Consider the following 25,304-nt stretch of genomic DNA (forward strand, 5'->3'; position numbering starts at 1 on the left):
CATGTGGGAAAGCTCAAGATCAGGCTTATTATCGCTTTTTTATCTATTATATTCCTCCCCGTCGCCATAACTGGTGCCTCTTTGGCTATTCAGTCCTCTCAGCTGGAACGACAGGACGAAACGGTCAGTGAATCTTATCAGCAGATGGAAGAATGGCTGAGAGAGCAGCTTTCAAATCATGAATTTGCCGAAATAAATATAGAAGAAGCGGTGGAACGTTTCTCCACTGATGTAAAAATCATGTATGATGAAGGCGAAACGATCTATCAGTCTTCTAATCATATAAGTGATGAAGAGAGTTCCGCAGTCAGCCTTCCACCTGATGAGTTCGAAGTCACTTCCGCAGAAGGATATTTGTATAATGTAGAAATGAGGAGCCAGGCGAACTTGACTAAGAACATCCTGCAATCCATTTTAATCAGTGTGGGGCTTGGGGCAGCTTCTTTACTAACATTAATCATTGTTTGGACATGGTATATTTCAAGGACGATCTTAATGCCGCTGAGAGAAATCTACAGAGCGACTGAAGAAGTAATGGAAGGAAATTTAGATTATCACCTTTCCTATAAAAAGAAAGACGAGATTGGCCGTTTTATTAAAGGGTTCAATGCGATGCGTCTTCATTTAAAAGAGCTTAAAGAAGAACAAAAGCAGTATGAAGCCTCAAGAAAACAGCTGATAGCCAGCGTGTCTCATGATTTGCGAACACCTCTATCCTCAATTAAAGGCTATGTGGAAGGATTAGAGGACGGAGTCGCTGATACGAAAGAAAAACGAGAAAAATACTATCAAGTCATCCGGCGCAAGACAGATCAACTAGACCGTTTAATTGAAGACCTTTTCCAATTTTCGAAAGTAGAATTACAAAAGCTTCCGATCCAGCAGGAACTGATCGATAGCCAGGTCTTTTTACAGGACGTTCTGGAAGAATTCGAAATGGAAGCGGAGAAAAAAGGGGTGGAGCTAAGCTATGACAAACCACTGCCTACCGTTACTTTATCTATTGACCCGGAGCGGATCGTCCAAGTCATTACAAATTTAATCGACAATGCGGTACGTTATGGCACTAAACACTTAGACATTGAGGCAGTAGTGAGCGAGGAAGGAACCTTTCAGTTAGCTGTTCATGACGATGGATCTGGTATTGAAGCAGACGAAATCGAGAGTATTTTCAACCAGTTCTACCGCGGAGAAAAATCCCGTTCCCGGGAGCTTGGCGGATCGGGTCTTGGGCTTTCTATTGCTCAATCCATAATCCAGCAGCACGGCGGGCGACTTTCTGCACAAAGCGAACCGGAAAAAGGGAGTACCTTTACCATCGAACTCCCTTTATTATTAGAACAAAAATAAGGATAAGACGGCGGATCCGCTGTCTTTTTTTATATCCGTTAAACAACAGCAAGTGGAACCGGCGCTTTGAGCGACATAGTATAAGTACCGCCAACGCTTTTATATAAAGGATGAAATTAGGATACGCTTTTCCTCAGCTTTCTTTTGTCCTTCAAATTAAAAATCAGCTCGGTTCCAAATGCGGCAATCAACCCACCCCAAAATATAAAAGACGTGGAAAAAGCATTCGCTGCGAATAGAAGATCGTAGGTAAGATCAATAAACAACAGTATCAAATATGTATAAAAGCCAATAATGGCTCCTTTTCTCCAATGAATCGTTTGTTTTTCTGTCATATTTTTAAAAAACACGACTTCATCTCCTTTTTCTGCCCTGGTATGCTTACTACGAACTAGCCACCCTTGTACTAATACGGATCTTTTCACTTGATCACATTAAGGAAAACCCCCGCGGCATGCATAAGAGTGGCTAGTCTACGTTATCTTTTTATAAATCGAGCAAAATAATTTCATACGTTCCTTTAAAAAACAAAATAAAATCTCCAATAAACCCTATGCAAAAGAGGACAAAATAGTAGCTTGCATCTGAGATTTCCTTATGAAAGAGCTCCTTGAATGCCTGGATGAACAGGCTATTAAATTTAAACCAGCTTAGTATCCACCCTATGAGAAGAAAAGTGACAATCGCCATTATTGATATCCTCCTTCATTCAAACTAATTTTTTCTCTTCGTGCCTTAATAAAGAAAAGACAAATTCAATTTATAATAAGCTATAAGAAAATCACCTAATACATAGGACTAGTGACTTTATCTATAAGAATAAAGTCACTCTATTTCCGCCAAAAATTCGTATATTCAGCTTTATCCTGTATATTAAACTCAATGATTTTCTCAAGTAATTCGTAATCCACCGATTCTTTAAAGCGAATCCGAAACAAGCCTTTCGTAGAGCTGTAACCCGCTTTAGCAATGTCATCGGCAAAGTGGGTGATTGCTGCTGGTTCCGGGGCCACGCTCACATGATGCTTCGCTGCATCAATGCCGATAATAAACGTTCCGTGATCGGTAAACATAGGTGTATTCCACTTCATTTGCGGTTCCAAATTCGGAAATCTCTCTGCCACCCACGTATAAATTTCTTCTAAGCGCTCACGGTGGTCAGGGTTATCGATCCCTTTTAAGTAAGGTTCAAAAGCTTCCATGTTGGTTCCTCCTAATGTGTATTTACTGAAAAGCGTACTAATCATTTAATCCTTTTCCATTGAGAATATGGTGTGTATATTTTTCGATCCTTGATACTCGAGTTTCGGATTTTTTTGCTTTAGAAAAATAAAGAACGTACGCCCTTTGTCTTCCCGGCGTCAAAGCTTCAAAAGCAACTTTCAAGTCAGGGATTTCATCGAATTTATTTTGAAGTTCTTCAGGAATTTCAGTATTCTTTTTAAGGTCTGCTTCCACCCCGTTTTTTTCAACTTCAACGGCCTCATCTATATAGGCTTTTAAGGTGTTTTCCATTTCCACTATATCTCGAATATTAGTGAAACGAACCTGTCGCCCCGCCTGTACATTCTCTGTTTGTTGGATGAGAATACCTTGATCATCTCGTAACAAGACCCCTTTGAAAAACAAAAGCGCACAGTATTCTTTAAAGCCGTGTATTAAAACGATGTTACTTCCCTGAAACGTATAGCAGGGAACACCCCACTTCAATTCTTCAGTCAGCTGACAGTCAAGAACGATGGTTCTCAACCTTTCATATTCTTCCTTCCACTTATCGGATCTGCTTAAAAATTCATCAACTTTAGGATTCGTTCTATTAGTCGTCATCAAGGAACGCTCCTTTTCAATTTTGATGGTATTTACTTGAATATACACCAACCTTGAATTAATATCTACGGACTACATATTAAGCTCAGGAGCTGTTCCTCTATACCAAACGATGGTCAGTAATAAACTATGTAAAACGATAATATTTTTATTTAATCATCGTGCTCTCCAGCATCGATAGGTTCGTCTTCGAAATCCAAACCATTCCTATCTCTATTAAAATCATACCGTTTTCCAAAGAATGATGGATTCCACGCTTCTGGTCTGTGATTAACGCTGGAAAATAAAGTACGTCTATCCCAGTACTGGCAGTGGATCCAGCCAATTTACGTTCGATCCTATAAACCTTCATTTACAGTAAAAGATTTTCATTGACGCACTACATAATCCCTAATAAAATGTGGTCACATTTCTGAGGAATTCCTCTATTGTAACCACTATTTTATGGAAGGGAGGAGTATGTCATGCTTTATCGTTCTGTCGTTTACCTGATGGGGATGCTGATCAACTTTTTTGGAGTGGCGCTTCTCATTAACGCTACGTTAGGCGCAGGCTTTTGGACAGCCTTTTTCATTGGAGTGAACGAGCACCTCGGGTTTACAGTTGGATTCTGGTACGCTGCATTTCAGCTCATTATTATTTTTGTGAACGCTCAGTTAATGAACCAGAGACCTGAGCATCGAGCGGTCATTCCTGTGTTTATGGAAGGTCTGATTCTGGACTTTTGGCTGGAGGTCGTTTTTTCCAATGTGGATCTATCTACAGCGCCGTACGTCCTGCAGGTACTGGCTTTATTAACAGGCGTCGCCCTTATCGGCCTGGGAGTTGCCATTTATATTCTCCCTCAATTCCCGCGTGCGCCGGTGGACCAGCTGTTCTTAGCTGTCAGTGCTCGCTTCAAATTAAGTATTCAAGCCGGGCAAACCGCAGTAGCGGTGTTCATGACATCTCTTGCCCTGATCATTGGAGGCCCTGTGGGGCTTGGAACGATAGCACCGATGCTGTTCCTTGGACCCGTTATTCAGTTCTGCTATACGAGAGCGTATCCTCTGTATTATAAGCTGGATCCACGCGGAAGCGATGTGCCTGAAGAAGTAGTTTAAGTCTCCTTGTTTTAAGGAGTTCTGATGTGGGGAGAAAATCACAGTACAGTTCTAATAGCAAAAAGAACGCTTGGATACTGATTTCCAAGCGTTCTTTTTTTACTTACTCTTTTGAAGCAGAAGCATTTGAATCCGCAATCGTTTCTGACGATTCAATCACATTTACAGGTAAAATCACATGCTCACTTTACTACCTGAATAAATCCATGGAACTGTAAAATAACCCGGAGTTCGTTGCCGTATGAAGGGGCAGAAGTGGTTGGGAATCTACTCGCTCTCCTGTAGGGGAATTGGCGAGCTTCCTCGAGCTAAAGCCCTGTTGGATCTCGCAGCTGCGAACGAACCCGTGGTATTGAGTGGAAGACTTCCTAAATCCTATCTAACCAGCTATTTGAGTATGATAAGCCAACATCGCTTAGTGCCTCAGCTATTAAAGGTATGAGTATATCATGTCGTGGGATCATCATATTCCAGTGCCGTGGTTATATCATTTAAGTTTTAAAAACTTACTACACTTGAAGGTAGTTTCGAGCGCATTCCAATCGTATGGTGGCTTTAGAAAACGGTAAGACTCCTGTGGGATGTACATGGTAGGTGAGATTCCGCAAAGCTTTAGCCTGAGGAAGATCTCCACATGCCCATTGAAAGCGATCCGTTTGCTAAAGCCACCATATTCACATACAAAATTCTTGAAACTGCTGCCTAGAGATATGGTCTCTTTTAAGGCCAAGTTATTTAACAGACAGTCATTGAACAATCAGTTGAATATCCATCCGTCAAAACTCAATACGATCCCGATACCGCTCCACTAGCTTACGATTATGCTCGTCTGCCCCATCCACATTTCCACTTCTGAAAATAGGTGGGTCTTCGCCCATCTCCTTCAAACTTACGATTGTTTTCGCCAGGAGGTCCTGAATCAGAGCGATGCCGACAACCGATGACAGCGGTGCAAATGCCTCGGAGATGCCTTCTTCTTTGACCGCGGCATCGCCTACAGCAATTTGGGTATCGATGACCGTGTCTACAACGTCTTCTAATCTTTTTCCTGAGTGGTGGCGGGAAGGCTGGGTCACGGCGTATTCTGCTGATAACAAGCCAATGACGTAAGCTCCGCATTCGCGTGCATATGCAGCGGTGTCAATGGGCGCCGGGTTGCGGCCGGATGTTGAGATAATGATCACTACGTCTTCTTTTCGGATGTCTTCTTTAACCAGGTACTCATGGACAAAGTGGTCAGTTTTTTCATATTTACTTGATTGGACGGCTCCCTGGCTGAGGGTGAGGGGTTCGATGATGAGCGGGCGCACGGGTACGAGTCCTCCCGCCCGGTAATAGGGTTCCTGGGCCAGGAGACTGGAATGTCCGCAGCCGAACAAGTGGATGATGCCGCCTGAACTCAATCGTTTGGCAATCGTTCGGCTGATGGTGGTCAGTTGATCGTTCGTTGCGTGTTCTAAATGGCTGATATGTGCAGCAGCTTTGGATAAATAGGACAAGCTTTCCACCCCTTACGTACGATAAATGTCGCTGATGAATTTGTAGCGGTCAGCACGGTAGGCTGATTTGACGACTTCAAATGGCGTTCCGTCGCTTAAGATACTGTTACGCTCAATATACAAGATGGCGGCATCGACTGGAATGTCCAGTAAGACTGCCTGGTTTTCATCGGCGGTCGTCGCTTCGATCATTTGACTCGCTTTAGCGATCTGCTGCTTTTTCTTTTTTTCCACGTAGCTGTACAAAGAACCGAGGACAGTTTGTTCATCCAAATCAGGAAACATGTCGACGGAAAGGTAATTCGTCTCAATCGCCATCGGTTTTTGATCGGCGTAGCGGATCCTTTGAATTTTATAAACGTCTGCATCTTCTTTTACGTTCAATTTGCGGGAGATATCAAAGGGAGCGGTTGTTTTTTCGAAGACGAGCAGTTTGCTGCTCGCCTCCATCCCTCTTGCCTTCATATCTTCTGTAAAACTGGTCATCCCTTGCAGCGGTTGTTCAATTTTCTTTTCCGCGACAAAGGTTCCTCTTCCTTTTTCCCGGTATAAAATCCCTTCACTGACGAGGTTGTTGAGCGCCTGGCGCACGGTCATCCGGCTGACGTCGAACGTTTCCGACAGCTCGCGTTCGGATGGGATCATATCGGAAGGACGGAATTCCTCCTTCTCGATCCGCTGTTTGATATCTTCTTCAATCTGATAATACATAGGGAGTGGTGACTTCTTATCTACCATAGTATTTCTCCTCTCAGTGCCCGGCTTTTTGATAAGCGGCTTCATCTGCAATCAGCGTAACATGCTTATGAGCTCTTAAGGCAGAGGCAGGCATGTTTTCGTCGGGTTCATCTTCCAGCAGGCTTCTAATGGCGTCGGCTTTTCTTTCACCTGAAGCAATGATGACAATTTTTTCACTTTTTAAAATCGACTGAATCCCCATCGTGATGGCCTGCTTCGGCACCATGTCCAACGAATCGAAAAAACGGGCGTTAGCTTGCCTTGTTGACTCTTCCAAGTCGATGATGTGCGTCTTGGTTTGAAAAGAGGTGCCAGGTTCATTGAAGCCTATGTGTCCGTTCTGCCCGATGCCGAGCAGCTGCAAATCTGGCGGGCCGATATCATCGATCAGCTGTTCATAGCGTTCACACTCGACGTCCAGATTCACAGCCTTCCCGTTTGGAATGTACGTGTTTTCCGAGCGGATATTAATGTGGTCAAATAAATGCTTCTTCATAAAAAAATGATAGCTTTGCGGATCGTTTTTGTCCAATCCGATATATTCGTCAAGGTTCAGCGTGCTCACGTTTTCATAGTTGACGGAACGCTCCTGACAGCCGTTTATCAGTTGTTTATACGTACCTAAAGGAGACCCTCCGGTAGCCAGTCCGAGCACGGAATCCGGCTTGTCGTTCACTTGTTTCTCAATGATGCCGCATGCTTTTTCACTTAGTTCCTGATAGTCTTTCGTGATGATGATGTTCATGCTTGATCCTCCCTGCGGTCATGTGCGAGTATGCCGCGGCACACGGTCATGACGACACGGAAGTCTTCATCTAAAATGACCAGATCCGCGTCTTTTCCTTCGGCGATACTTCCTTTCTGGTCATCTACACCTAACTGCCTGGCCGCGTTCGTTGAAGTAATGGACACGAGGTCTTCGATCGACAGATTCGTATCCTGTTTCATATGGGCAGCCGCCTCTTCAAGCGTCAAAATACTTCCCGCTAATGTTCCATCCGATAAGCGGGCTTCTTTTCCTTTTACGTGAACTTGCTGGCCTCCGAGGTCATAGGCCCCTTCAGGAAGACACTTCGCCCGCATAGCATCGGTAATCAGAATCGTTCGGTCCGCCTGCGTATGATAATAAGCGAGCTGGATCGATTCTGGTCTGGAATGGATATGGTCGACGATCATTTCTATCATTAACTTTTCATGTAAAAAAGCTGCGCCGACAACGCCAGGTTCGCGATGATGCATGCCGCTCATCTGGTTGTATAAATGAGTGACGTGACGCGCACCTGCCTGCACCGCTTCGGTCACTTGATCGAATGTCGCTTCCGTATGTCCGATTGATGCGACGATACCTTTGGCAGTCACGTGCTTAATGAAATCAAGCGCCCCGTCAACTTCAGGAGCCAACGTAACGAGCCGTATATTTTCTCCGCTTAGCTGATGCCATTGATCAAACCGATCGATGGAGGGCAGCGCAATATGGTCCACCGGCTGTGCACCTGCTTTATGTTTAGAAATGAACGGCCCCTCAAGATGAATCCCTAACACTTCAGCGCGTCCCTCATCCTGCTTTTCAGCCATATAGTCGCCGACATTTTTCACAGCCTTTGTGATCTGTTCATCTGACTGGGTCATCGTCGTCGCTAAGAAGCTGGTCGTCCCTTCTTTCGGCAAAACCGCAGCCATCCCGGCCACTGCTTCTTTACTTGCATCCATCACATCATGACCATTGGCGCCATGAATATGAACATCGATGAATCCAGGAACGAGTGTCCACTGTTTCCCTTTTCCGTCCACCGTCAGCTCCGCTCCACCAATCGGCTCACGTGCAATCTCCGTAATTTTTCCGTCCTTCACGTACACACAGCCGGACTCAAGCGTTTCCGTTTCGGTGACAATTGTGACGTTCGTAAATTCGATACTTTCTGCCATCGTCTCACTCCTTTTCATCAAGTGAGGGAGAAGCAATAGGCTTCTCCCTGAATATTAGCGGATCGTAATGATCCCTGTCTGTCCTTCAGACTGCGCACCATTCTTATGAAGCGTCAATGACTCTTTTTCCAGGTTGGTGAAAATAAGCGGCGTCACGATTGAAGGAGCATTACTTTTCACAAAATTAACATCTACCTGAACGAGAGGGTCGCCTTGTTGAACGGTTTGTCCTGTTTGTACGAGCGTTTCGAATCCTTTGCCGTCCAGTTTGACTGTATCAAGCCCAATATGAATGAGAATTTCCAGACCATTGTCCGTTTCAAGTCCGATCGCATGCTTCGTTGGAAAAACTTGAACGACTTTGCCGCTTACAGGTGAACGGAACGTATCTTCTGCAGGATCAATAGCAAATCCAGGTCCCATCATGCCTTGAGCAAACACTTCATCCGGAACTTCTTCAAGAGGCAGCACCGTACCTTTGACCGGCATGACGAAGTCTTTTTCATTCAGCTGACGCAGTTCGCGGGAAGTTTGCTTCTGCTTTGTTTGCCCTGTTGAAGGTTGTGAAGGAGCTGGATTTCCCTGTTCCATTCGCTTCTTCATCGCTTCTGCTAAAAATTCGACCGACGTGCCGACGATGACCTGAAGATTCTCTTTCCCGACCTTCATCACTCCACGAGCACCGTACGATTTCAATGCTTTTTCATTGACCTGATCACGCTCAGCCATCTGCAGACGCAGCCTCGTCGTACAGTAATCCAGTGACTTAATGTTATTCGCACCGCCCAGTGCTTCAATGTAACGATAGGCTTTGACATCCTGATCGCTCATTTCAGTGCCCGGCTGGCCGACTTCCTGTGTTTCTTCCACAAAATCTTCATCCTCATCTTCACGGCCCGGCGTTTTCAAATCGAGCTTGATGATCAAGAAGTAGAACACCACGAAATAAATAACGGCAAAAACTAAACCGACAACAACGAGCAGTAACGGATTCTGTGCGATTCCGTAATTCAAGGAAAAGTCGATTAACCCCGCCGAGAATCCGAACCCATGACGAATATCAAGCATAAAGGCTACAACCATCGCAGCCCCTGTCAATAAAGCATGGACAAAGTAAAGCAGTGGAGATAGGAACATGAACGAAAATTCGATCGGTTCCGTGACCCCTGTTAAGAAAGAAGTCAATCCGATACTTAAGAACATGCCGCCAACCGCCGCTTTACGATGCTTCTTCGCTGCTGCATACATCGCTAAACAAGCAGCTGGAAGTCCAAACATCATAATCGGGAAGAACCCGGCTAAGAAGTACCCAGCATCAGGATCTCCGTTTAAGAAACGGTTGATTTCACCTCGTACGACATCTCCTGACGCCGCCGTGAACGTACCAAAATCAAACCAGATGATCGTGTTCATGACGTGATGCAAGCCGACTGGAATAAACAAGCGGTTCAGCACACCGTATACACCGACACCGATTTCACCTGAATTTAAGATCCAGTTGGCGGTAGCGTCCAATACGTATTGCGGGTACACCCATAAGTATCCAAAAACAAATGAAAGAGCAACCATGACAAGAGACGTAATAATCGGTATAAACCGTTTCCCTCCAAAGAAGGAAAGAAACTCAGGGAACTTCACATCGTGATACTTGTTATAAAGCATCCCGGCGATTACACCAGCGATGATCCCGGCAAATACCCCCATATCAATTTCATCATTGATCCCTTCGATTCCACTTTCAAGTACTAAAACCCCGACAGCACCAGCGAGTGCAGCAGCCCCGCTGCCATCTTTCGCAAACCCCATCGCAATTCCGATCGCAAAAATCAGTGACAGATTTCCAAGAATACCGTTTCCGGCCGCCGTCACGAATGGGATATCAAACATATCATCCATGCCAAGGCGCACGAGCAGCGCAGCTGCAGGTAAAGTCGCAATCGGGAACATCAGCGATTTCCCGATACGTTGTAAGAAATTCAGCATGACAAGTCTCCTCTAAATTTTTTATTTTGTCTGAAAACTATCCTTATAAGTAATGTACCACTAAGATATATAGTTGTCTATACCAATTAATAAATTATTAGTCTTTTCATAATGTGCTACACTTGTAGCAACACTAGTGTTTCTTCTAGGAGGCAAGATTTATGAACGAAAAAGAACAACAGGTGATCGATTTATTTAAAAGCAGACAAACAGACTACGATGAAGAACTGTCTAACATCGTTAGGATTTGGAAAGAATTCTGCGACATACGCTCCCCCTATTGAGGGCAGCCCTTTTTTTATTCCATTCGTTTAATATAAATCTATGAAAAAAGGATAGCTGAATTCCTTTCGATATTGAATAACAGCTTCTATTGCCTGTTCATTATTTTCTTCAGCACTCAACGCCCGTTTATTTTTAATAGATCCTTCATACCAGATTTGATCTTTACCATTCTTCTGCACCTCTTCTGTACCTTCGAAGTAGATTTCAAAATCCTTAGTATTGTAATGTTCAAAAAGATCTCGTTCACTCAAGTTAGTTTTCACCTGTTGATAGGCAACAACGGTAGGATAACCACCACTTCCCCACGGACCGCCTCCATAGAGAACGCCATAATCAAAATCTCGTTCGATCACTTCTGTTTTTTCAGGTATATCAAACTCTAACAATGTGTCGGCATATTTCTTCGCGTACACATACTCCTGACCGACGAAAATATACAACATAAATAAGAGGACGCACGTGCCGAGTAAAATACATAAACTAATTATTATTTTTCTTCGTCTCAAAATACAGCACCTCTATTCTATACGCGAAAAAGGTTAATAAAATTGCCTCAAGTTTGTAGTCCATTCGTGCAGTGCTGATAACTATGAAAAAATCGTTACTACGGCTATTTTGAGTCAATATAGTTATATCTTTATTGGTATCTTGCCCCGCTCTGCTAAACTGGCAGTCACTGACAAGTGATTCTATACCTCTGCTCCCTCTCGTTTAGAACATTAATCCCTAAGCGGTGGATATACTACCGTTCCATCCTCTTCGACAATTGGCGTCGCACCCCATCGGCCAAGTTCATGACCGACTAGCTCCGTTTTTCCTTTAGAGTCATTGATCAGATGAAAAACCTCCCAGCCATTCGACTGCAGCCAGTTACTGACCAGCAGGCGGTGGCATCTTGCAGGGTGCCGCTCAGAGCACATATAGACAAGATTCTTTTCTTCGGCCAACTCTTTTAAATCCTCCAGTCCATCCTGAAACTCTTTCGTTAATGTATAATCCGCATAGTTGTGGAACGAGTGGTTATCCCACCCCGCATTTAAATTTTCCCCGACCTCTCCAGACCGGCTCCGCCTGCCCCCGAGCAACGGAAAATGACGGTACTCGATACCCGCTTCCCTAAGCCAATCTTCTATTCTATCCTCGTTAAACTGCGGGTGTTTACGGCTGGCGGGGAAAGCACGAATATCAGCCACATATTCAACATCAGCCGTCCCAAGCATTTTTAGGAATGGTTGCTTGTCATGGTTGGAATGCCCAACCGTATAAATTTTCATAAACCCTGCCCCTTTCAACAATACAATTTTCTATAATCTCTCCCCTTACTTTCAGAGATTTTACTAGAAAGATAACCCATGATCGAACGACGAGAGGGAATGGAGAAAGCTCCATAAAAGAAAGGATTAAAATCACAAATAGAGGGAATTTGTCTGACTAAAATTAAGTATATCACGGTTCGGACTTATACCATCAAGTGAAGGGAGATAACTTATGGAAAAGGAAAGTACGTTCAAGAGGCGTCCGAAGAATGTTGGGCCGGGTGCTTTTGTAGCGGCAGCGATTGTTGGACCTGAAACAGTAACTACAGCTAGTAATGTAGGGGCACAATTCGGCTATGCGCTGATCTGGGCACTAATCTTTTCCGTTATCGCAACCATGTTCCTACAGGAGATGGTTACGAGATTAGGTGTCATTACTAGAAAATATTTAAGAACCATATTACGAGAGCAATTCTCTCATCCCGTTCTGAAATGGCTGACTATGTTATTAATCATTTCTGCTATTTTCATAGGAAGTGCTGCTTATGATGCAGGTAACATTGTGGGCGGCGCGATAGGGTTGTCTTCCATCACTGGGCTTTCTACCCGGACTATGGCCATCATCATCGGATTGACAGCCGGAGTTCTATTATGGATTGGGAAGTATAAAATCATTGAACGCGTTTTCGTGGGACTGATCCTGACGATGACCCTCAGCTTTGTCATTACAGCCATTGTCATCCAGCCGGATATGTCTGCTATTGTGATCACAGGGGTTAGTACCTACGGTTTCGGTCGGATAATGTCATATTTATCGTATCTCTCATTGGAACAACGATTGTACCCTATACTTTATTCTTACAATCTTCCGTTGTACAGGAGCGATTCAAAGGAGAAGAAGAGTTGAAAGACAGTCGCTTTGACGTTGTTACTACCATTTCTATCCGGTATCATCTACGTGGCTATCATCATTACGGCTGCTGTCGCTTTCCTTTTAGGCACTGAAATCGAAAATCCCAGTGTCATGGCCGATCAGTTGAAACCGTTAACTGCTTATGCCACTGCAGGCGCCTTGAAATGAGAAAAGAACCTTCGTTCAGCGAAATTCCGCCTAGTTTGGATAGTGGTGCTTCTGGTTGGGGTCATTTTTGCAACGCTTGATTATGACCCGATTCAGCTAATTGTTTTTGCTCAATATGCCAATGGATTGATTCTGCCGATTATCGTTTTATTCCTTATGTTTGCTATGAATAACCGGATTACTCTTAAAGACCACACCAATCCTCTGTGGGTGAACATTGTTGGTGCATTGATTTTCCTTATTACCGTTACGTTATCACTCATCTCTTTTGGAATCTTTTAATACTGCTCTATCGGGAGGGTTCCAGTGTTATAAACCATCTGTATCGCTGCTTTCAATCGAATGCTATGGCCCTATCCAACCAAAATGATATCGAGGTCATCATGGTCGGAGGAACCTTATTTAAACAGTCGATGGTGAATTTAGGTTTAGACACCTTTGAAGCATTGAATTCTATGAGGGCAGACCTTTACATTATGGGGGTTTATAACTTTGATCTTGAAATAGGAATCAGCATCCTTCGTTCTTCAGAAGCACTCATCAAACGAAAAATGGCGTCTATTTCTACCGAAGTATTAAGTATGGTGACCAAGATAAATTGGACACGGTTTCTAATCACATTGTCTGTTTTATGAAACACAAGGCATTACGCTCATCGATAGCTAATAATCTGATGTGAGGTTTACATGAATGAACCATGAAAAAGCCAGCCTAATTAGGCTGGCTTTTTCATCTAATGTTATTTTACATAAATTTCAATACATTTCTAAATTAATAACCCCCTCCTTCTCTTCACAAAATAAAAAAGGGGGACGATTACAGAAGACTTGTTATCGAGATCATCAGGATTATCAACTAACGCTCCCAATACGTTAATACTCTAATTTACCTTTTCTACTTCAAATTTTAATCTATCTATATCCCAGACATTCTCCTCATAATTTTTGATAACTTTCACCTCTATTTTTTGCCCTTCCTCATATTTTTCTGGATTGGAAACTCGTATAGTTTGTGCATCTGGCTTCTTTTCAAATTCATATGACTCTGTAGAAGATCCTGCATTGCCAATTGTTGTCCATGCTTCGATTTCGATATCCATATCTCCACTTTCTTTGTTAACTTCTGTTATGTCTCCTTGAATAAAAGTTCCTTCTTGCATGGAACACCCCATCAAAATAATAGGTAAAGATGCAATAATGAAGAACATTTTGCTTTTGCTTTTCGGCATTTGGTAACCCCCTTGCGCTTATTAAATGCTCCATTGCCGTCACTTAAAAAACTACATTTTAGAGGCTCCCTATTGTTAAATAATCAGGGCGAGTGTTCTTTTAAGAAATCCCCCCGATACTTTTAGATTAAATCTTGTGATATTTGCAAATACGCTTCTCTAAGAATGCGAAATGATCGATAATCAAATCCATGCAAAAATAGCTACTGTAACCAATAATCATGAAATGTTTGAAAAGCTGCCATTTTAAAGACTTAATCCTACTATTTCGCTCTTCAATGTTTCAGGTTTGCCCCCAACAGCTTCTATTTAAAAATCCCAACAAATAAAAGTACAAGACCGACTATAAAAATAGCAGGAAAAATAAAAAACATTATTATACCTGCGAAGCCATTTCCTACAATAATTGCATAATGTAAGCCTATCGAAAAAGTTAAAGCTGGTGAAATCGGGATCATAATCGCTTAGATCGTAAACCTCACACTTACCAATTATTTCAAATAGAACACTTTTGCACAATACTCGTTTCGTTATAAGGAACCATTTAATGCTATTATCTCGAATTTCACAATACGCCTGTAAACATTAAGAAGAGAGCAATTCTTTTGCTTCGGAATTACCCCCGTTACTTTAATTACCATTTATTTTTGAACTTTTTGAACACACAGGAATTTCGAATAAGAATCAACTCTGCTTATCTTATTCATTAATGACGATGTTCCCAACGTACTGAGCAGTTCCACTATCTGAAATAAGGTCTACAACAACGACATACTCCCCTTTTTCTTTTGGGAGAGAGAAATCTTGATCGTTTACCTGCAATTCAGTCTTGTTATCGTTCTGCCACACCTGAGCGCTTAGTTCCTCGATTGCAAAATCTTGACTATCAAATAATATTGTCACTTGCTCACCAGAACTAAAGTACAATGGTTTTTGTTCTTTTGCCAATGATAAAATATCTTCTGTTTCTTTTGTGTACTCTTTATCAGAATCCCAGTTTATATTTGCTTCTTCTAATTCTTTTTGCTCTAGTGAAACACTAGGAGGGGTAAAATCATAACTTTCACCAATACACCCTGATAACAAAAAGACGAAAGAAAGTGTAGCTAACATTAAAATACGTTTCATTTTTAAACACACCTGCCTTTATACACTAAACTTAGATAATCTAAGTTTATCATAATTGGGATTTTCCCCCTTTTATTAACATGGATTATGTCAAATTTAAGTCTTCCACTATCCTGTCAAAAACGTTAAGAAGAGGGCAATTCTTCTATTTTAGAATTGCCCTCAGTTCAGGAAAACTTGAAACTGAGATTCTCGCTATTTGGTTTACTCTTTTTCTACAATAACTTTGCTCACTATCCTATTGTCGATTTCGTTATCTTGCCCTTTGTCAATCACCCATAAATGCACAATTGAATGCTCAGTTTGGTTTACAAATTTATCTAAATCCTTGAAAGCTTCCACTTCTCCACTGAACTTAGTCTTATCGTCGATCAGAATTTCATATGTTGGATAAGATGCTTCTGGGTCTACATCATCTTCGCCTACGATGATACTATTTTCTTTTACTTCATTAATTGAACCTTGGAAATCAGCATTATTAACATTATCATCTTCACGTCCGCAAGCTACTATTAACAGCAATAATAATATGGATATACTCCCCAATAATTTCTTTTGCATATTATGCACCCTAGCATCTCCTCTCCAGGTTACTCTATTGAATAATAGCCCCCGATAGCGAAATAAGACAATAACCTTTTACTAAGCAAAAAAAAAGGCTGCCCATTAGGACAGCCTGCCTCCCTGGTTATACATCTTTTTTAGAAATATACCAGTCGATATATTCAATGCCTTCTTCCTCAGCACGTTTAGCTGCTTCTTCTTGGGATTTCGGTGGTGAAACAACTGCTTTGTCACCTTCCTGCCAATCAGCAGGAGTGGATACGCCGTGTTCATCCGTCGTTTGTAAAGCTTTCACCAGACGGAGGATTTCCTGCATGTTTCTTCCGGTTGTCAGTGGATAATAGATGATAGACCGGATTTTCTGTTTATCGTCAATAACAAATACAGCGCGGCTTGTTTCTACCTGACTTTCACCTGGCATAATCATCCCGTATTTCATAGCCACTTGTTTATCAAGATCAGCAATAACTGGAAATTCTATGTTCGTATTAAAGTTTTCTTCGATACTTCTAATCCAGGCAATATGAGATGGGACACTATCAACGCTTAATCCAAGCAGTTCTGTGTTCATTTCTTTTAATTCAGGGTAGATTTCCTGAAGCCCGACAAACTCTGTCGTGCATACCGGGGTAAAATCTGATGGATGAGAAAATAGCACAAGCCACTTGCCTTTATAATCTTCCAACGAGATGTTTCCTTGACTGGTAGCCGCATTAAAAGTTGGTGCGTCATCTCCGATTCTTGGCATTTGTACTTGGTGATTCATTTCTGTTTGTTCCATTTTTCTACCTCCTTTTAAAATATAAACCCTCTTGGGTATATGTACCACCAGACCCGGGGTGGTTAATCATGGAATTTAGATAGTGGTACAAAAGACTTAATCACTGTTCAAGGTGCTCGGTTTTCGAAGGATTAAATTCTAAATAATCTCATGTGCACCCCTTCCTTTCCATATAGTAGTAAAAAGATTAACATGTTTAGGAGGTCCTCCCATGGATGTAAACGTGAGAAGGGGGGACACGTTCTGGTACTAAGATAACCCACTAAATACCAGCACAGTCATTAGATACATCTCCTTTTTGAGTAATTCTATTTAAGATTATTTATTTATTCAGTGTAATTTTCCGCCGAATGGATTGTTAGAGTATTCTATAATGCGAAATTCCCTCTAAGATAACCCTCACGAGTGTTTGTTTTCTACAATTTTAGATAACCCAGTAAGAAGCAACCCAATAGTAGCAATCATATAAGAAAAAAGATTACTGCCATTTAATTCATTATCCATAATAGCTAAAGCTAGGCCTCCAGCTGTAAACATTAAGAATCCCAACCAAAATATTTTTCTATGTATCTTACTACACCTCCAGCAAGGCAATCGCAGATCACCTTGTTTAAGTAAAGCCCCATATTCTGTAAGACTCAGTTTCGAGATAAAAAATTAAAATAAAGACATAGGAACCAGATGGAAGAGTTCCTATGCTCTACAGAAAATACTTACTATAAGTGTACTTGGATATTATTTATATCAAGTAAACCTTTATTAGCTATAGACTGTTTAATACCTGTAACAAATTCACCTAATTCCATTTCTTTCGTTGCTTTATTCCCATAGGACCTAACGTTTACATATCCTTTTTCAACTTCCTTGTCTCCTAGCACAAGAATAAAGGGTGTTTTGTTTATTTGAGCTCCCCTAATCTTGTACCCTAACTTTTCCTCTCTACTGTCCTTTTCCACTCTAATTCCCTCTTGTTTTAACCGATTCATTACTTGATCCGAATATTCTTTATGAACTTCGTTTGATACAGGGAGTACCTTCACTTGAATAGGCGCTAACCATGTAGGAAATGCTCCTCCGTAATGCTCAATGAGTATGCCTAAAAAGCGATCAATGGATCCAAACACAGCCCGGTGAATAACCACTGGACGAACTTTTTCATTATGTTCATTGATATATTCCAGATCGAATTTTTCCGGCATTTGAAAATCAAGCTGGACAGTTGCACATTGATGACTCCTATTCAAGGCATCTTTTATATGGATATCAATCTTAGGCCCGTAAAAAGCACCGTCCCCCTCATTCAATCTAAAATCGTAACCTAGTTTCTCTAATACATTTTTAAGTGCGCCTTCAGCTTGATCCCACAGGCGTGTGTCACCCATAGATTTTTCAGGACGAGTAGATAGCTCAATCTCATAATTGAAACCAAAAGTTCGATAAACATCATCAATCAACCGCAAGGCTGAAGTGATCTCTTCTTCTATCTGATTGGGTGTGACAAAGATATGAGCATCGTCTTGACAAAAGGAACGAACCCTCAGTAATCCGTTTAATGCTCCACTGAATTCATGACGGTGAACTTGACCGAATTCAGCCATACGAATAGGAAGGTCTCTATAGGAGCGCAAACGGTCCTTAAAAATAAGCATGTGACCTGGGCAATTCATTGGTTTAAGAGCGAAATGCTGCTGGTCAACTTCAGAGAAATACATATTGTCTTTATAATGATTCCAGTGTCCCGATTGTTCCCACAACCTCTGATTCATCATTAGTGGAGTCTTCACTTCTTTGTAATTAAACGATTCTTGCAAACTTCTAAGGAACGCTTCCAACTCATTTCTTATCACTTGACCATTACTTAAATAGAATGGCATCCCTGGAGCTTCATCTGAGAACATAAACAATTCAAGTTGCTTTCCCAATTTACGATGATCTCTCTTTTTGGCTTCTTCCAAAAAATAAAAGTATTCATTTAGTTCTTTTTCGGATGGAAAAGCTACGCCATATATTCGTTGTAACATCTCATTATCACTATTCCCCAGCCAATAAGCCCCCGAGATATTTGTTAAGGAAAAAGCTTTAAGAAATTTAGTTGACGGTAAATGGGGGCCTCTGCATAGATCTATAAATTCCCCTTGTTTGTAGATGGAGACATCTTCTTCTGGAGGAATTTTCTTTAATAGCTCCAGCTTTAAATGATCATTCGAAAAAATGCTTTCAGCTTCATCTCTAGATATTAACTCACGTCTAATTAACAAGTTCTCAGCTACAATGTTATTCATTTCTTTTTCAATTTTAGATAGATCATCTTTAGATATACTTTGATCCGTATCAATATCATAGTAAAAACCATTCTCCACCACAGGACCCGCACCTAGATTCACTCTTCCGAAAAGTCGCTTAACGGCCTGAGCCATAATATGCGTTGCGGTATGTCTCATCACCTCTAATCCCTCTGGAGAATTAAGTGGAAATAATTCAATCTCAGCGTTAGAGTTGATAGGTCTCTGCATATCATATAAGATTCCATTGACCCTCCCAATTACTGACTTTTTCTTGAGACTGGGACTTATAGATTGGGCAACATCTTCCAATGTATTCCCTTTTAAGTAAGATTTTTTGCTGCCATCTGGAAACGAAATTACCATTTTTTTATGACTCATACATACACATCCTTTTATATAATAAAAAAACCACACTCATCCCTCTTTACAAGGGACGAGTATGGTTTTACCCGCGGTTCCACCCAATTTCCCACTACCTTTTAAAGTAATGACTTTGGTTTGCTGTATCGTAGCACTACGGCATGAACTACTCATCTTTCGCCCAGGCAGCTCCAAGGTGGTAAGCTATTACGCTGCGTTAGGAAGATTGCACCATTCCTTCCCTCTCTGGTAACCGGTCCTAATAGCTCTTGTCCTCTTCATGACTATAACTTTATTCAATTAAAAAACACCCGTCCCTAAAAAAAGGGACGAGTGTTGTACTCGTGGTTCCACCCAACTTCCCATTACATTTATAAAGTAATGGCTTCGGTTTGCTGTATCGTAGCACTACGGCATGAACTACTCATCTTTCGTCCATACAGCTCCAAGGTGGTAAGTTATTACGCTGCGTTAGGAAGTTCTCACCTTTTCTTCCCTCTCTGGTAACCGATCCTAATAACTCTTGTCCTTTTCATCGCAATTCATTTTAAATTTATTTTACTATATATTTTTTGCCAAATATAGTCAATACAATACGAGAAATTTATTAGGAGATTATTTAAGATAAGCCCCCTTTTCTATAAGACTCAGCTTCAAGATATCTTCTTTTGTTGTATGTAAATAGATATAGCCGAATTTAGGTTAGCCAATATCGATATAATACCCATGCCTAATAATGTGAACCTAATTTCTACACTGACTGTATCAAGGAATAAAACAATTATTGATATACAGCTGGCCGTAAGAAATGCAATAAGAATTTGTACTTGATAATTTTTTTTGAACTGTTTTCTTGAACTCAAATTTGGAATTTTTAACATTATAAAAAACAATGCAGAGAGTAAGAGTATAGCAATAATCAAAGATTTACCTCCTTCACCTAAAAACTTAGTTTTGAGATTTTATTTTCTTCAACTAAAGCCCCCGTTTCTGGAACTTAATTTCGAGATAATTTGTCTTTACGTAGCTCAAGATTATCAACTGATTTTTAATGAAATTCTTTTTTTGCAGTAAAACACTCCGTTTGTTGAAGAATCGAAAAGGTGGAGGTTCTTTATGATTTGTCTCTGCGCCGAAAGTTACCTGTTATAGGAAACGCAAAACCACCTACCATTACCCCTATCACAAGTCCCCATCTTATTTCACCGTATATAAAGTATTCGAAGAGAATAGCAGCGACTGCATAAGCAAGGGCAGATTTAATACCATCTTTAATCCTACTGTTCATTATGCAATTCTCCTCCTACTGCTTAAACCTATATTTAATGACATATCCTTGTTATTTTTGTTTTTGAACACTTTGAAGTCTTACAGAATAGCCCCCGTTACCGGAAAACTCAGTTTCAAGATATTTTCATTACCTTAAGAGATGCTCGAGTCTTTCAATCAAACGATAAATTTAGTGAACCAAGCAATGTATTTAGCTCCCGGTATAAATAAGAGTTGTGCCAATAGAGTACCAAGAAGCCTTGAGCTTACCATCATCAAAGAAACATTCCTTAATTTAAGATAGTCACCTCTTTTATTTATCACATCGTCAGCCATTACTGAGATTTTAGGATCCACAAACACCACCAATAAGATAGTAGCTATTCCATTTATCAACCCCGAGGCCATAATAGCAGTAGAAGCTCTCTCTGGCGCTAATAGTGCTGCATATAAAGCAGACAAAACGCCTATAGTATATATTGAAGTTACAACCATATTTATTAAAAATAACCTTTTTGGAATATGAGCTAGTGAGAACCCTGTTAGATCATTTCTACTTGGAAAGTGCAGTTGATTCAAGCCTCTTTTAATATACTCTAGTGAGATAGTGAGAATATTGTCTTAAACAATGAAGGAATGGACCCTCCTTGTTTAGAAAGATGAATGATGGATCGTGAAAATAACGCTACAAATGTTGGTAATAAAATGACACCTACTAATGTCCCTAGAGTGGAAGCTCCTATTATGATCCTATATTGAGATTCGACAAACTCTAAAGTATTTGAGCTTGGGGCAGTATCCACCAAACTTCCAGTAAAAGGCTGCTGCATCATGTTAGCCATTCTTGATACAATAACCATCAAATTAAAGAGAGATAAAGCAGATGCAATTAGCCCTACTCTTGCCCCAGAGAGTCGTACAGCGTATGCAAGTGTTTCTATTGTATGTATTACTAAAATAAATAGAGATATGTATATTACTTTATCCGTAAGAAACTCCAAGAAAAAACCTCTATTCCTACTCAATTATTGTCATAGGAATTTTAACATAATTTGGTTATATTTTGGATTCGTAAGTCTACTTGTTTTATTGATTTACTATCATTTTTCCTATTAAAAAAGCGACCACCCTTATTGGATAATCGCCCCCTTTACGTGAAGACTTGAATTCAAGATAATCTTCATTGTTTTTCTTTACCCAGCATTCAAAGCTTTTAATATAAGCGTCAAGGACCATCAATATGACGAAAATGGAAATAATTATAACAACTGAAAAGGTGGATTGTTCATCTTCTTTTTTCTTTCTTAATTCTTCTCGATACTTTTTTATACCTTCCTTTTCTTTTCAACTGATTTCATTACGTCATTCTCCTTAATCCCATTTTAAAGACGTTCAATGCATATCTAAATATTTCATCATTCTAATGCTATTGCCCTAATTCTATAAATTCAACGTAAATAATAGCAATCCTTTTCTAATCTCATAGACGTATTTATCCCGAAGTTCAATATTAAACAATACTACCTAGAAGCGAAAAGCGATTGCTCTTATTAAACAATCGCCACTATAGTGAAAGACTTGATTTCAAGATATTAATGTAGGTATTATTCTAACGCATCTTTAGATGAATACTCGATATCAGGATAACACTACTATAAATTACACATAACTTTTATTCATTTCTTTTCAATATTTACTTCAAAGTTTTCAATATTAAGAACAATCATTAGAACTCTGAAGAGGACATACAAGACAATGCGTGAGACTTACCTTCTTTTTATCTAACTTATGAAAATAACAGCAAGTACGCCATATTTTATGCTCACCGAGAGAGTTAGGATCAACAAGATACGGTTTCATAGGATGTATGTCACAGTTGAAATACATATTATTTAATGCCTTTGTGTACCTCTCCACCTAAAAGGAGTAACACCGATGAAAGTCTGATTTTATAAAGGAAGGAGATTGATTCATGAGTGTAAGAAGTGGGTATAATATTAAAGCATTGGGAGGTGAATAAATTGGCTTTAGATGTATTATGCGAAGTAAAGAATTGCGTTCATAATGAAGGTGGGGAAAGATGTACTGCAACGTCTATTTTTATTATTAGTGAGTCTGGCAAAACAGCTTCTTCCCAAAAAGAAACTGATTGCAAGACTTTTGAACCGAGAGATGCATAATTTTTTCTATATGTTTTTTGTAGTCTGTAAAATGGCTAATTACCTCTGATGAAGTAATCTCTTTTTTTTGAATCGAGCCGCATTCATTGTTCCTCTCTTTACACCAACTTCTTTTCCTCGTATGTGGAAAAGCAACCGACATATTCTCTACCGACAATTTTTCATTGATTTGCCTTCCCACCTAAAAATTTGATATATACTTCAAATGATATTGGAGATTTTTCTAGGGTTCCAATACATTAAGTCCATTTGTCTTCAAGGGATCATAAACCTTATCTAACTGACCACCATAACCTATCTACAAGTCAGGTAAGAGCTTTAAGATGTATTTTAAACTGACAATATTCCACCAGACACCTTTACATCTTTCCTTTATCTTGAACGTAAGGAAAAAGCTTATTTATGAGTGATAGCCCTCTCCCTGAGCTAAGGTGTGGTCAATCATATGCGCCTTCTCCCCATCGTATCCCTACAACTGTTCATTGTCGCATTATTATCATGATGAATTTTTTCACGACGTTACGTTTAGAATATTGGTCTGTACATCTTTAAAGCTATAAAAAGAGGTGGGTTTCAATTTAAACACCACCTCTTCGCACATAACTAAATCTCAGCCATCTGCTTTTCTTTCAACTTCTTATTATGTTCATCCAACCGTTCGTTGTGAGAGGATACCATAGCACCTGCTGTTGCATCCGGATCAATGAAACGCTTCGCTTGATTGACCGCATTCGCTGCATCCTGAAAGGCGCCTGCGATCAAATGAAGCTTGCCTTCATGATGAAGGATATCTCCTGCAGCGTAAAGACCAGGTACAGATGAAGCACTTTGGACGTTTCCTTTTACGAAGAAATCTTTCACACGCTCTAATGCAATTGGACTCTCATCAAGCAAGGAAGAGTCACGATTGAACCCATGGCTGATGATAACTTCATCGACTTGAACAGACTTTATTCCCTTGGATGGGTGATCCAGAATCACTTGCTCAATGCATTGACCGTTTGGATCTGCCGCTAACGTTTGAATCGAAGACTGTTCATGCAAATGGACTCCCTGTTCAATCAATAAGTCAATACTCGCCTCGTGGCCCTTCAATTCCTCTTTACGATAGACCAAATCCACTCGTTCAGCCAACGGAGCGAGTTCATTCGCCCAATCAATTGCAGAGTGGCTTCCACCTGAGATTAAAACGCGCTTTTCAATAAATCGTTGAAGCGAGGGAACCGTATAATGCAGATTGCTCACTTCGAATTTCTCTGCACCTTGAATATCAAGCTTTTTTGGTTCGATAATCCCTCCCCCGACAGCCACGATGACTGTTTTTGACCAATGCTCCTGACCTGAACTGGTCAAGAGCTTAAACGCGCCATTCACTTTTTCAATTGACTTCACTTTTTCCCCGAGTACAACATCAGGATCAAAAGTCTTCCCCTGTTCGACGAGTTGATCTATCAATTGTTGCCCCGTAACAGGTGGAACCCCCCCGACATCCCAAACCATTTTTTCAGGATAAACATGTACTTTACCACCGAGGAAAGGGTGGCTCTCTATGATTTTCGTTTTCATTTTACGCAATCCACTGTAAAAAGCTGAAAAAAGTCCAGCAGGCCCTCCACCAATAATGATTACATCATGCATATCGCTACCGCTCCTTTATCGTTGTTAGTTACAGTCTAATGCAATTGATAATCATTATCAATATTTATTCGAACAAAGTTATAAATATTGCCCATCTAAACAGATCAGACGATTTTATTTCATATTGAAGCTGGATAGGGTACTCCTTTTCCTGAAACCGGAAGTCATAATAGTGCCAATTCTGCTTTTAGTTTAGCTGCCTCAATTTTAGGTTTATATATAAATCAATAATCACAGAAACCCCAGACAAAAGTTTTTTGCCTGAAGTCCCTAATAGCAAGCTATTATCCGAACAAATATCTTCAAACCTTCGTCATTTAATACTTGTTCTACTCCATAAGGCTTTTATATGCTTCTGAAGGTTATCTTGATTTCAAATATTTAATTATAGGTAGCAACTATCCAGTAGAATAAATCCCTCTATTTCATTCCAGAGATGTGGGGCTAGTGGTTAGGAAATTCACTTTTATTTATGCCGGTTTATCCTGAAGAGAAGGCTTTTTTATCTGCTGGTATACGCTACTAGAAAAAATCATAGCCATTTAGACATACGGTATGTTAGAAACTCCTTAGAAAAGAGATATGTGGAGGTGAATAAGCAATAAATAAACCTCCCCTTTCACACACCGGGCTGTTTCCCCTCTCTCTTTATAAGGATTCACCTATGTTAAAAAAATCCCTGACACAATAGTGTGCCAGGGATTAAATAATCAACTTAAAGTGACCCAACAAAAAAATCATCTTTGATTCTACACTTTTCCTACAACCAAAAAAAGCTTTGGATAGCCTGGTTCCCCTCTTTCTCTCTAAAGAAGAATGGTTC

At 40.5% G+C, this 25,304-nt stretch carries 28 protein-coding genes, 2 pseudogenes and 2 other annotated features; of the genes and pseudogenes, 9 read left to right on the top strand and 21 right to left on the bottom strand.

What is annotated here, in order from left to right; all coding sequences use genetic code 11:
- The first annotated feature begins 3 nt into the window (after positions 1-3).
- The gene (locus tag O2Q26_RS15045; RefSeq protein ID WP_289216687.1) at positions 4-1,350 is read left to right on the top strand and encodes a sensor histidine kinase; all 1,347 of its coding nucleotides are present in this window, start codon (positions 4-6) and stop codon (positions 1,348-1,350) included.
- A gap of 116 nt (positions 1,351-1,466) precedes the next feature.
- Here O2Q26_RS15045 and O2Q26_RS15050 read toward each other — a convergent pair whose 3' ends face one another.
- The 5 genes from O2Q26_RS15050 to O2Q26_RS15070 form a co-directional block, all read right to left on the bottom strand.
- A complete protein-coding gene (locus tag O2Q26_RS15050; RefSeq protein WP_289216688.1) occupies positions 1,467-1,700 on the bottom strand; it encodes a hypothetical protein in 234 nt (77 codons plus the stop codon).
- Between the two features lie 136 nt (positions 1,701-1,836).
- Positions 1,837-2,040, bottom strand: a complete 204-nt coding sequence (locus O2Q26_RS15055) for a hypothetical protein (protein ID WP_289216689.1) — start codon at positions 2,038-2,040, stop codon at positions 1,837-1,839.
- A gap of 140 nt (positions 2,041-2,180) precedes the next feature.
- Positions 2,181-2,552, bottom strand: a complete 372-nt coding sequence (locus tag O2Q26_RS15060) for an iron chaperone (RefSeq protein WP_289216690.1) — start codon at positions 2,550-2,552, stop codon at positions 2,181-2,183.
- A gap of 37 nt (positions 2,553-2,589) precedes the next feature.
- Positions 2,590-3,177 carry a YdeI/OmpD-associated family protein gene (locus tag O2Q26_RS15065; RefSeq protein WP_289216691.1) on the bottom strand — a complete coding sequence of 196 codons (588 nt, stop codon included), beginning with the start codon at positions 3,175-3,177 and terminating at the stop codon, positions 2,590-2,592.
- Positions 3,178-3,325: 148 nt separating this feature from the next.
- Entirely contained in the window at positions 3,326-3,502 is a 177-nt protein-coding gene (locus O2Q26_RS15070) for a hypothetical protein (protein WP_289216692.1), read from the bottom strand.
- 139 nt (positions 3,503-3,641) lie between these two features.
- Here O2Q26_RS15070 and O2Q26_RS15075 point away from each other — a divergent pair, with 139 nt between their 5' ends.
- Together O2Q26_RS15075 and O2Q26_RS15080 are read left to right on the top strand one after the other, a co-directional pair.
- On the top strand, positions 3,642-4,280 hold the full coding sequence (locus O2Q26_RS15075) for a YczE/YyaS/YitT family protein (protein WP_289216693.1): 639 nt from the start codon (positions 3,642-3,644) through the stop codon (positions 4,278-4,280).
- Positions 4,281-4,306: 26 nt separating this feature from the next.
- Complete coding sequence (locus tag O2Q26_RS15080; RefSeq protein WP_289216694.1) at positions 4,307-4,498, top strand: hypothetical protein; 192 nt, start codon at positions 4,307-4,309, stop codon at positions 4,496-4,498.
- A gap of 558 nt (positions 4,499-5,056) precedes the next feature.
- Here the strand turns inward: O2Q26_RS15080 and O2Q26_RS15085 are convergent.
- Genes O2Q26_RS15085 through nagE form a run of 5 tightly spaced genes read right to left on the bottom strand, consistent with a single transcriptional unit; the run spans position 5,057 to position 10,426 of the window.
- Positions 5,057-5,779 (bottom strand): SIS domain-containing protein, encoded by a 723-nt coding sequence (locus O2Q26_RS15085; protein ID WP_289216695.1) that lies wholly within the window; start codon positions 5,777-5,779, stop codon positions 5,057-5,059.
- 12 nt (positions 5,780-5,791) lie between these two features.
- Positions 5,792-6,517, bottom strand: coding sequence for a GntR family transcriptional regulator (locus O2Q26_RS15090; protein ID WP_289216696.1), 726 nt, complete (start codon positions 6,515-6,517; stop codon positions 5,792-5,794).
- Between the two features lie 13 nt (positions 6,518-6,530).
- Positions 6,531-7,262: a glucosamine-6-phosphate deaminase gene (gene nagB / locus O2Q26_RS15095; RefSeq protein WP_289216697.1), complete on the bottom strand. Its 732-nt coding sequence runs from the start codon at positions 7,260-7,262 to the stop codon at positions 6,531-6,533.
- Positions 7,259-8,443, bottom strand: coding sequence for an N-acetylglucosamine-6-phosphate deacetylase (gene nagA, locus O2Q26_RS15100; protein WP_289216698.1), 1,185 nt, complete (start codon positions 8,441-8,443; stop codon positions 7,259-7,261). The genes nagB and nagA overlap by 4 nt, the downstream gene beginning before the upstream one ends.
- Positions 8,444-8,497: 54 nt before the next feature.
- Positions 8,498-10,426 (bottom strand): N-acetylglucosamine-specific PTS transporter subunit IIBC, encoded by a 1,929-nt coding sequence (gene nagE, locus O2Q26_RS15105; protein ID WP_289216699.1) that lies wholly within the window; start codon positions 10,424-10,426, stop codon positions 8,498-8,500.
- Between the two features lie 161 nt (positions 10,427-10,587).
- Between nagE and O2Q26_RS15110 the strand changes: the two genes are divergently transcribed.
- The gene (locus tag O2Q26_RS15110) at positions 10,588-10,710 is read left to right on the top strand and encodes a hypothetical protein (protein ID WP_289216700.1); all 123 of its coding nucleotides are present in this window, start codon (positions 10,588-10,590) and stop codon (positions 10,708-10,710) included.
- A gap of 27 nt (positions 10,711-10,737) precedes the next feature.
- Here the strand turns inward: O2Q26_RS15110 and O2Q26_RS15115 are convergent, their stop codons facing one another.
- Complete coding sequence (locus tag O2Q26_RS15115; protein WP_289216701.1) at positions 10,738-11,217, bottom strand: hypothetical protein; 480 nt, start codon at positions 11,215-11,217, stop codon at positions 10,738-10,740.
- Between the two features lie 213 nt (positions 11,218-11,430).
- Complete coding sequence (locus O2Q26_RS15120) at positions 11,431-11,985, bottom strand: DUF488 domain-containing protein (protein ID WP_289216702.1); 555 nt, start codon at positions 11,983-11,985, stop codon at positions 11,431-11,433.
- A gap of 214 nt (positions 11,986-12,199) precedes the next feature.
- Here O2Q26_RS15120 and O2Q26_RS15125 point away from each other — a divergent pair, with 214 nt between their 5' ends.
- From O2Q26_RS15125 to O2Q26_RS15140, 4 genes and pseudogenes are all read left to right on the top strand, one after another.
- A complete protein-coding gene (locus O2Q26_RS15125; RefSeq protein ID WP_289216703.1) occupies positions 12,200-12,874 on the top strand; it encodes an Nramp family divalent metal transporter in 675 nt (224 codons plus the stop codon).
- Positions 12,805-12,972: a hypothetical protein gene (locus tag O2Q26_RS15130; protein WP_289216727.1), complete on the top strand. Its 168-nt coding sequence runs from the start codon at positions 12,805-12,807 to the stop codon at positions 12,970-12,972. Before O2Q26_RS15125 ends, O2Q26_RS15130 begins: the two co-directional genes overlap by 70 nt.
- A 94-nt stretch (positions 12,973-13,066) precedes the next feature.
- A pseudogene (locus O2Q26_RS15135) lies at positions 13,067-13,330 on the top strand (divalent metal cation transporter); the annotation flags it as partial.
- A 101-nt stretch (positions 13,331-13,431) separates the two neighbouring features.
- Positions 13,432-13,683: a DeoR/GlpR family DNA-binding transcription regulator gene (locus O2Q26_RS15140; RefSeq protein ID WP_289216704.1), complete on the top strand. Its 252-nt coding sequence runs from the start codon at positions 13,432-13,434 to the stop codon at positions 13,681-13,683.
- Between the two features lie 245 nt (positions 13,684-13,928).
- On the opposite strand, the gene O2Q26_RS15145 is transcribed toward O2Q26_RS15140, so the two are convergent.
- The 8 genes and pseudogenes from O2Q26_RS15145 to O2Q26_RS19165 form a co-directional block, all read right to left on the bottom strand.
- Positions 13,929-14,276: a hypothetical protein gene (locus O2Q26_RS15145; RefSeq protein WP_289216705.1), complete on the bottom strand. Its 348-nt coding sequence runs from the start codon at positions 14,274-14,276 to the stop codon at positions 13,929-13,931.
- Positions 14,277-14,975: 699 nt separating this feature from the next.
- Positions 14,976-15,404 carry a hypothetical protein gene (locus O2Q26_RS15150; protein WP_289216706.1) on the bottom strand — a complete coding sequence of 143 codons (429 nt, stop codon included), beginning with the start codon at positions 15,402-15,404 and terminating at the stop codon, positions 14,976-14,978.
- Positions 15,405-15,608: 204 nt separating this feature from the next.
- Positions 15,609-15,974 carry a hypothetical protein gene (locus O2Q26_RS15155; protein ID WP_289216707.1) on the bottom strand — a complete coding sequence of 122 codons (366 nt, stop codon included), beginning with the start codon at positions 15,972-15,974 and terminating at the stop codon, positions 15,609-15,611.
- 118 nt (positions 15,975-16,092) lie between these two features.
- Complete coding sequence (locus O2Q26_RS15160; protein WP_253936882.1) at positions 16,093-16,749, bottom strand: peroxiredoxin; 657 nt, start codon at positions 16,747-16,749, stop codon at positions 16,093-16,095.
- A gap of 716 nt (positions 16,750-17,465) precedes the next feature.
- A complete protein-coding gene (thrS, locus tag O2Q26_RS15165; protein WP_289216708.1) occupies positions 17,466-19,412 on the bottom strand; it encodes a threonine--tRNA ligase in 1,947 nt (648 codons plus the stop codon).
- Between the two features lie 48 nt (positions 19,413-19,460).
- Positions 19,461-19,685 (bottom strand) — a binding site (T-box leader).
- A gap of 31 nt (positions 19,686-19,716) precedes the next feature.
- Positions 19,717-19,939 (bottom strand) — a binding site (T-box leader).
- Between the two features lie 569 nt (positions 19,940-20,508).
- Positions 20,509-20,682: a hypothetical protein gene (locus O2Q26_RS15170; protein WP_289216709.1), complete on the bottom strand. Its 174-nt coding sequence runs from the start codon at positions 20,680-20,682 to the stop codon at positions 20,509-20,511.
- A gap of 158 nt (positions 20,683-20,840) precedes the next feature.
- Positions 20,841-21,664: pseudogene (locus tag O2Q26_RS15175) on the bottom strand (lipid II flippase Amj family protein).
- A gap of 85 nt (positions 21,665-21,749) precedes the next feature.
- Positions 21,750-21,992 (bottom strand): hypothetical protein, encoded by a 243-nt coding sequence (locus O2Q26_RS19165; protein ID WP_491624964.1) that lies wholly within the window; start codon positions 21,990-21,992, stop codon positions 21,750-21,752.
- 692 nt (positions 21,993-22,684) lie between these two features.
- Between O2Q26_RS19165 and O2Q26_RS15180 the strand changes: the two genes are divergently transcribed.
- On the top strand, positions 22,685-22,843 hold the full coding sequence (locus O2Q26_RS15180; RefSeq protein ID WP_289216710.1) for a DUF1540 domain-containing protein: 159 nt from the start codon (positions 22,685-22,687) through the stop codon (positions 22,841-22,843).
- Positions 22,844-23,446: 603 nt separating this feature from the next.
- Here the strand turns inward: O2Q26_RS15180 and O2Q26_RS15185 are convergent.
- Positions 23,447-24,481, bottom strand: a complete 1,035-nt coding sequence (locus tag O2Q26_RS15185; protein ID WP_289216711.1) for an NAD(P)/FAD-dependent oxidoreductase — start codon at positions 24,479-24,481, stop codon at positions 23,447-23,449.
- Between the last annotated feature and the right edge of the window lie 823 nt (positions 24,482-25,304).

Origin of the sequence: Halobacillus campisalis (assembly GCF_030345335.1) — a bacterium.
GTDB lineage: Bacteria > Bacillota > Bacilli > Bacillales > Halobacillaceae > Halobacillus_A > Halobacillus_A campisalis.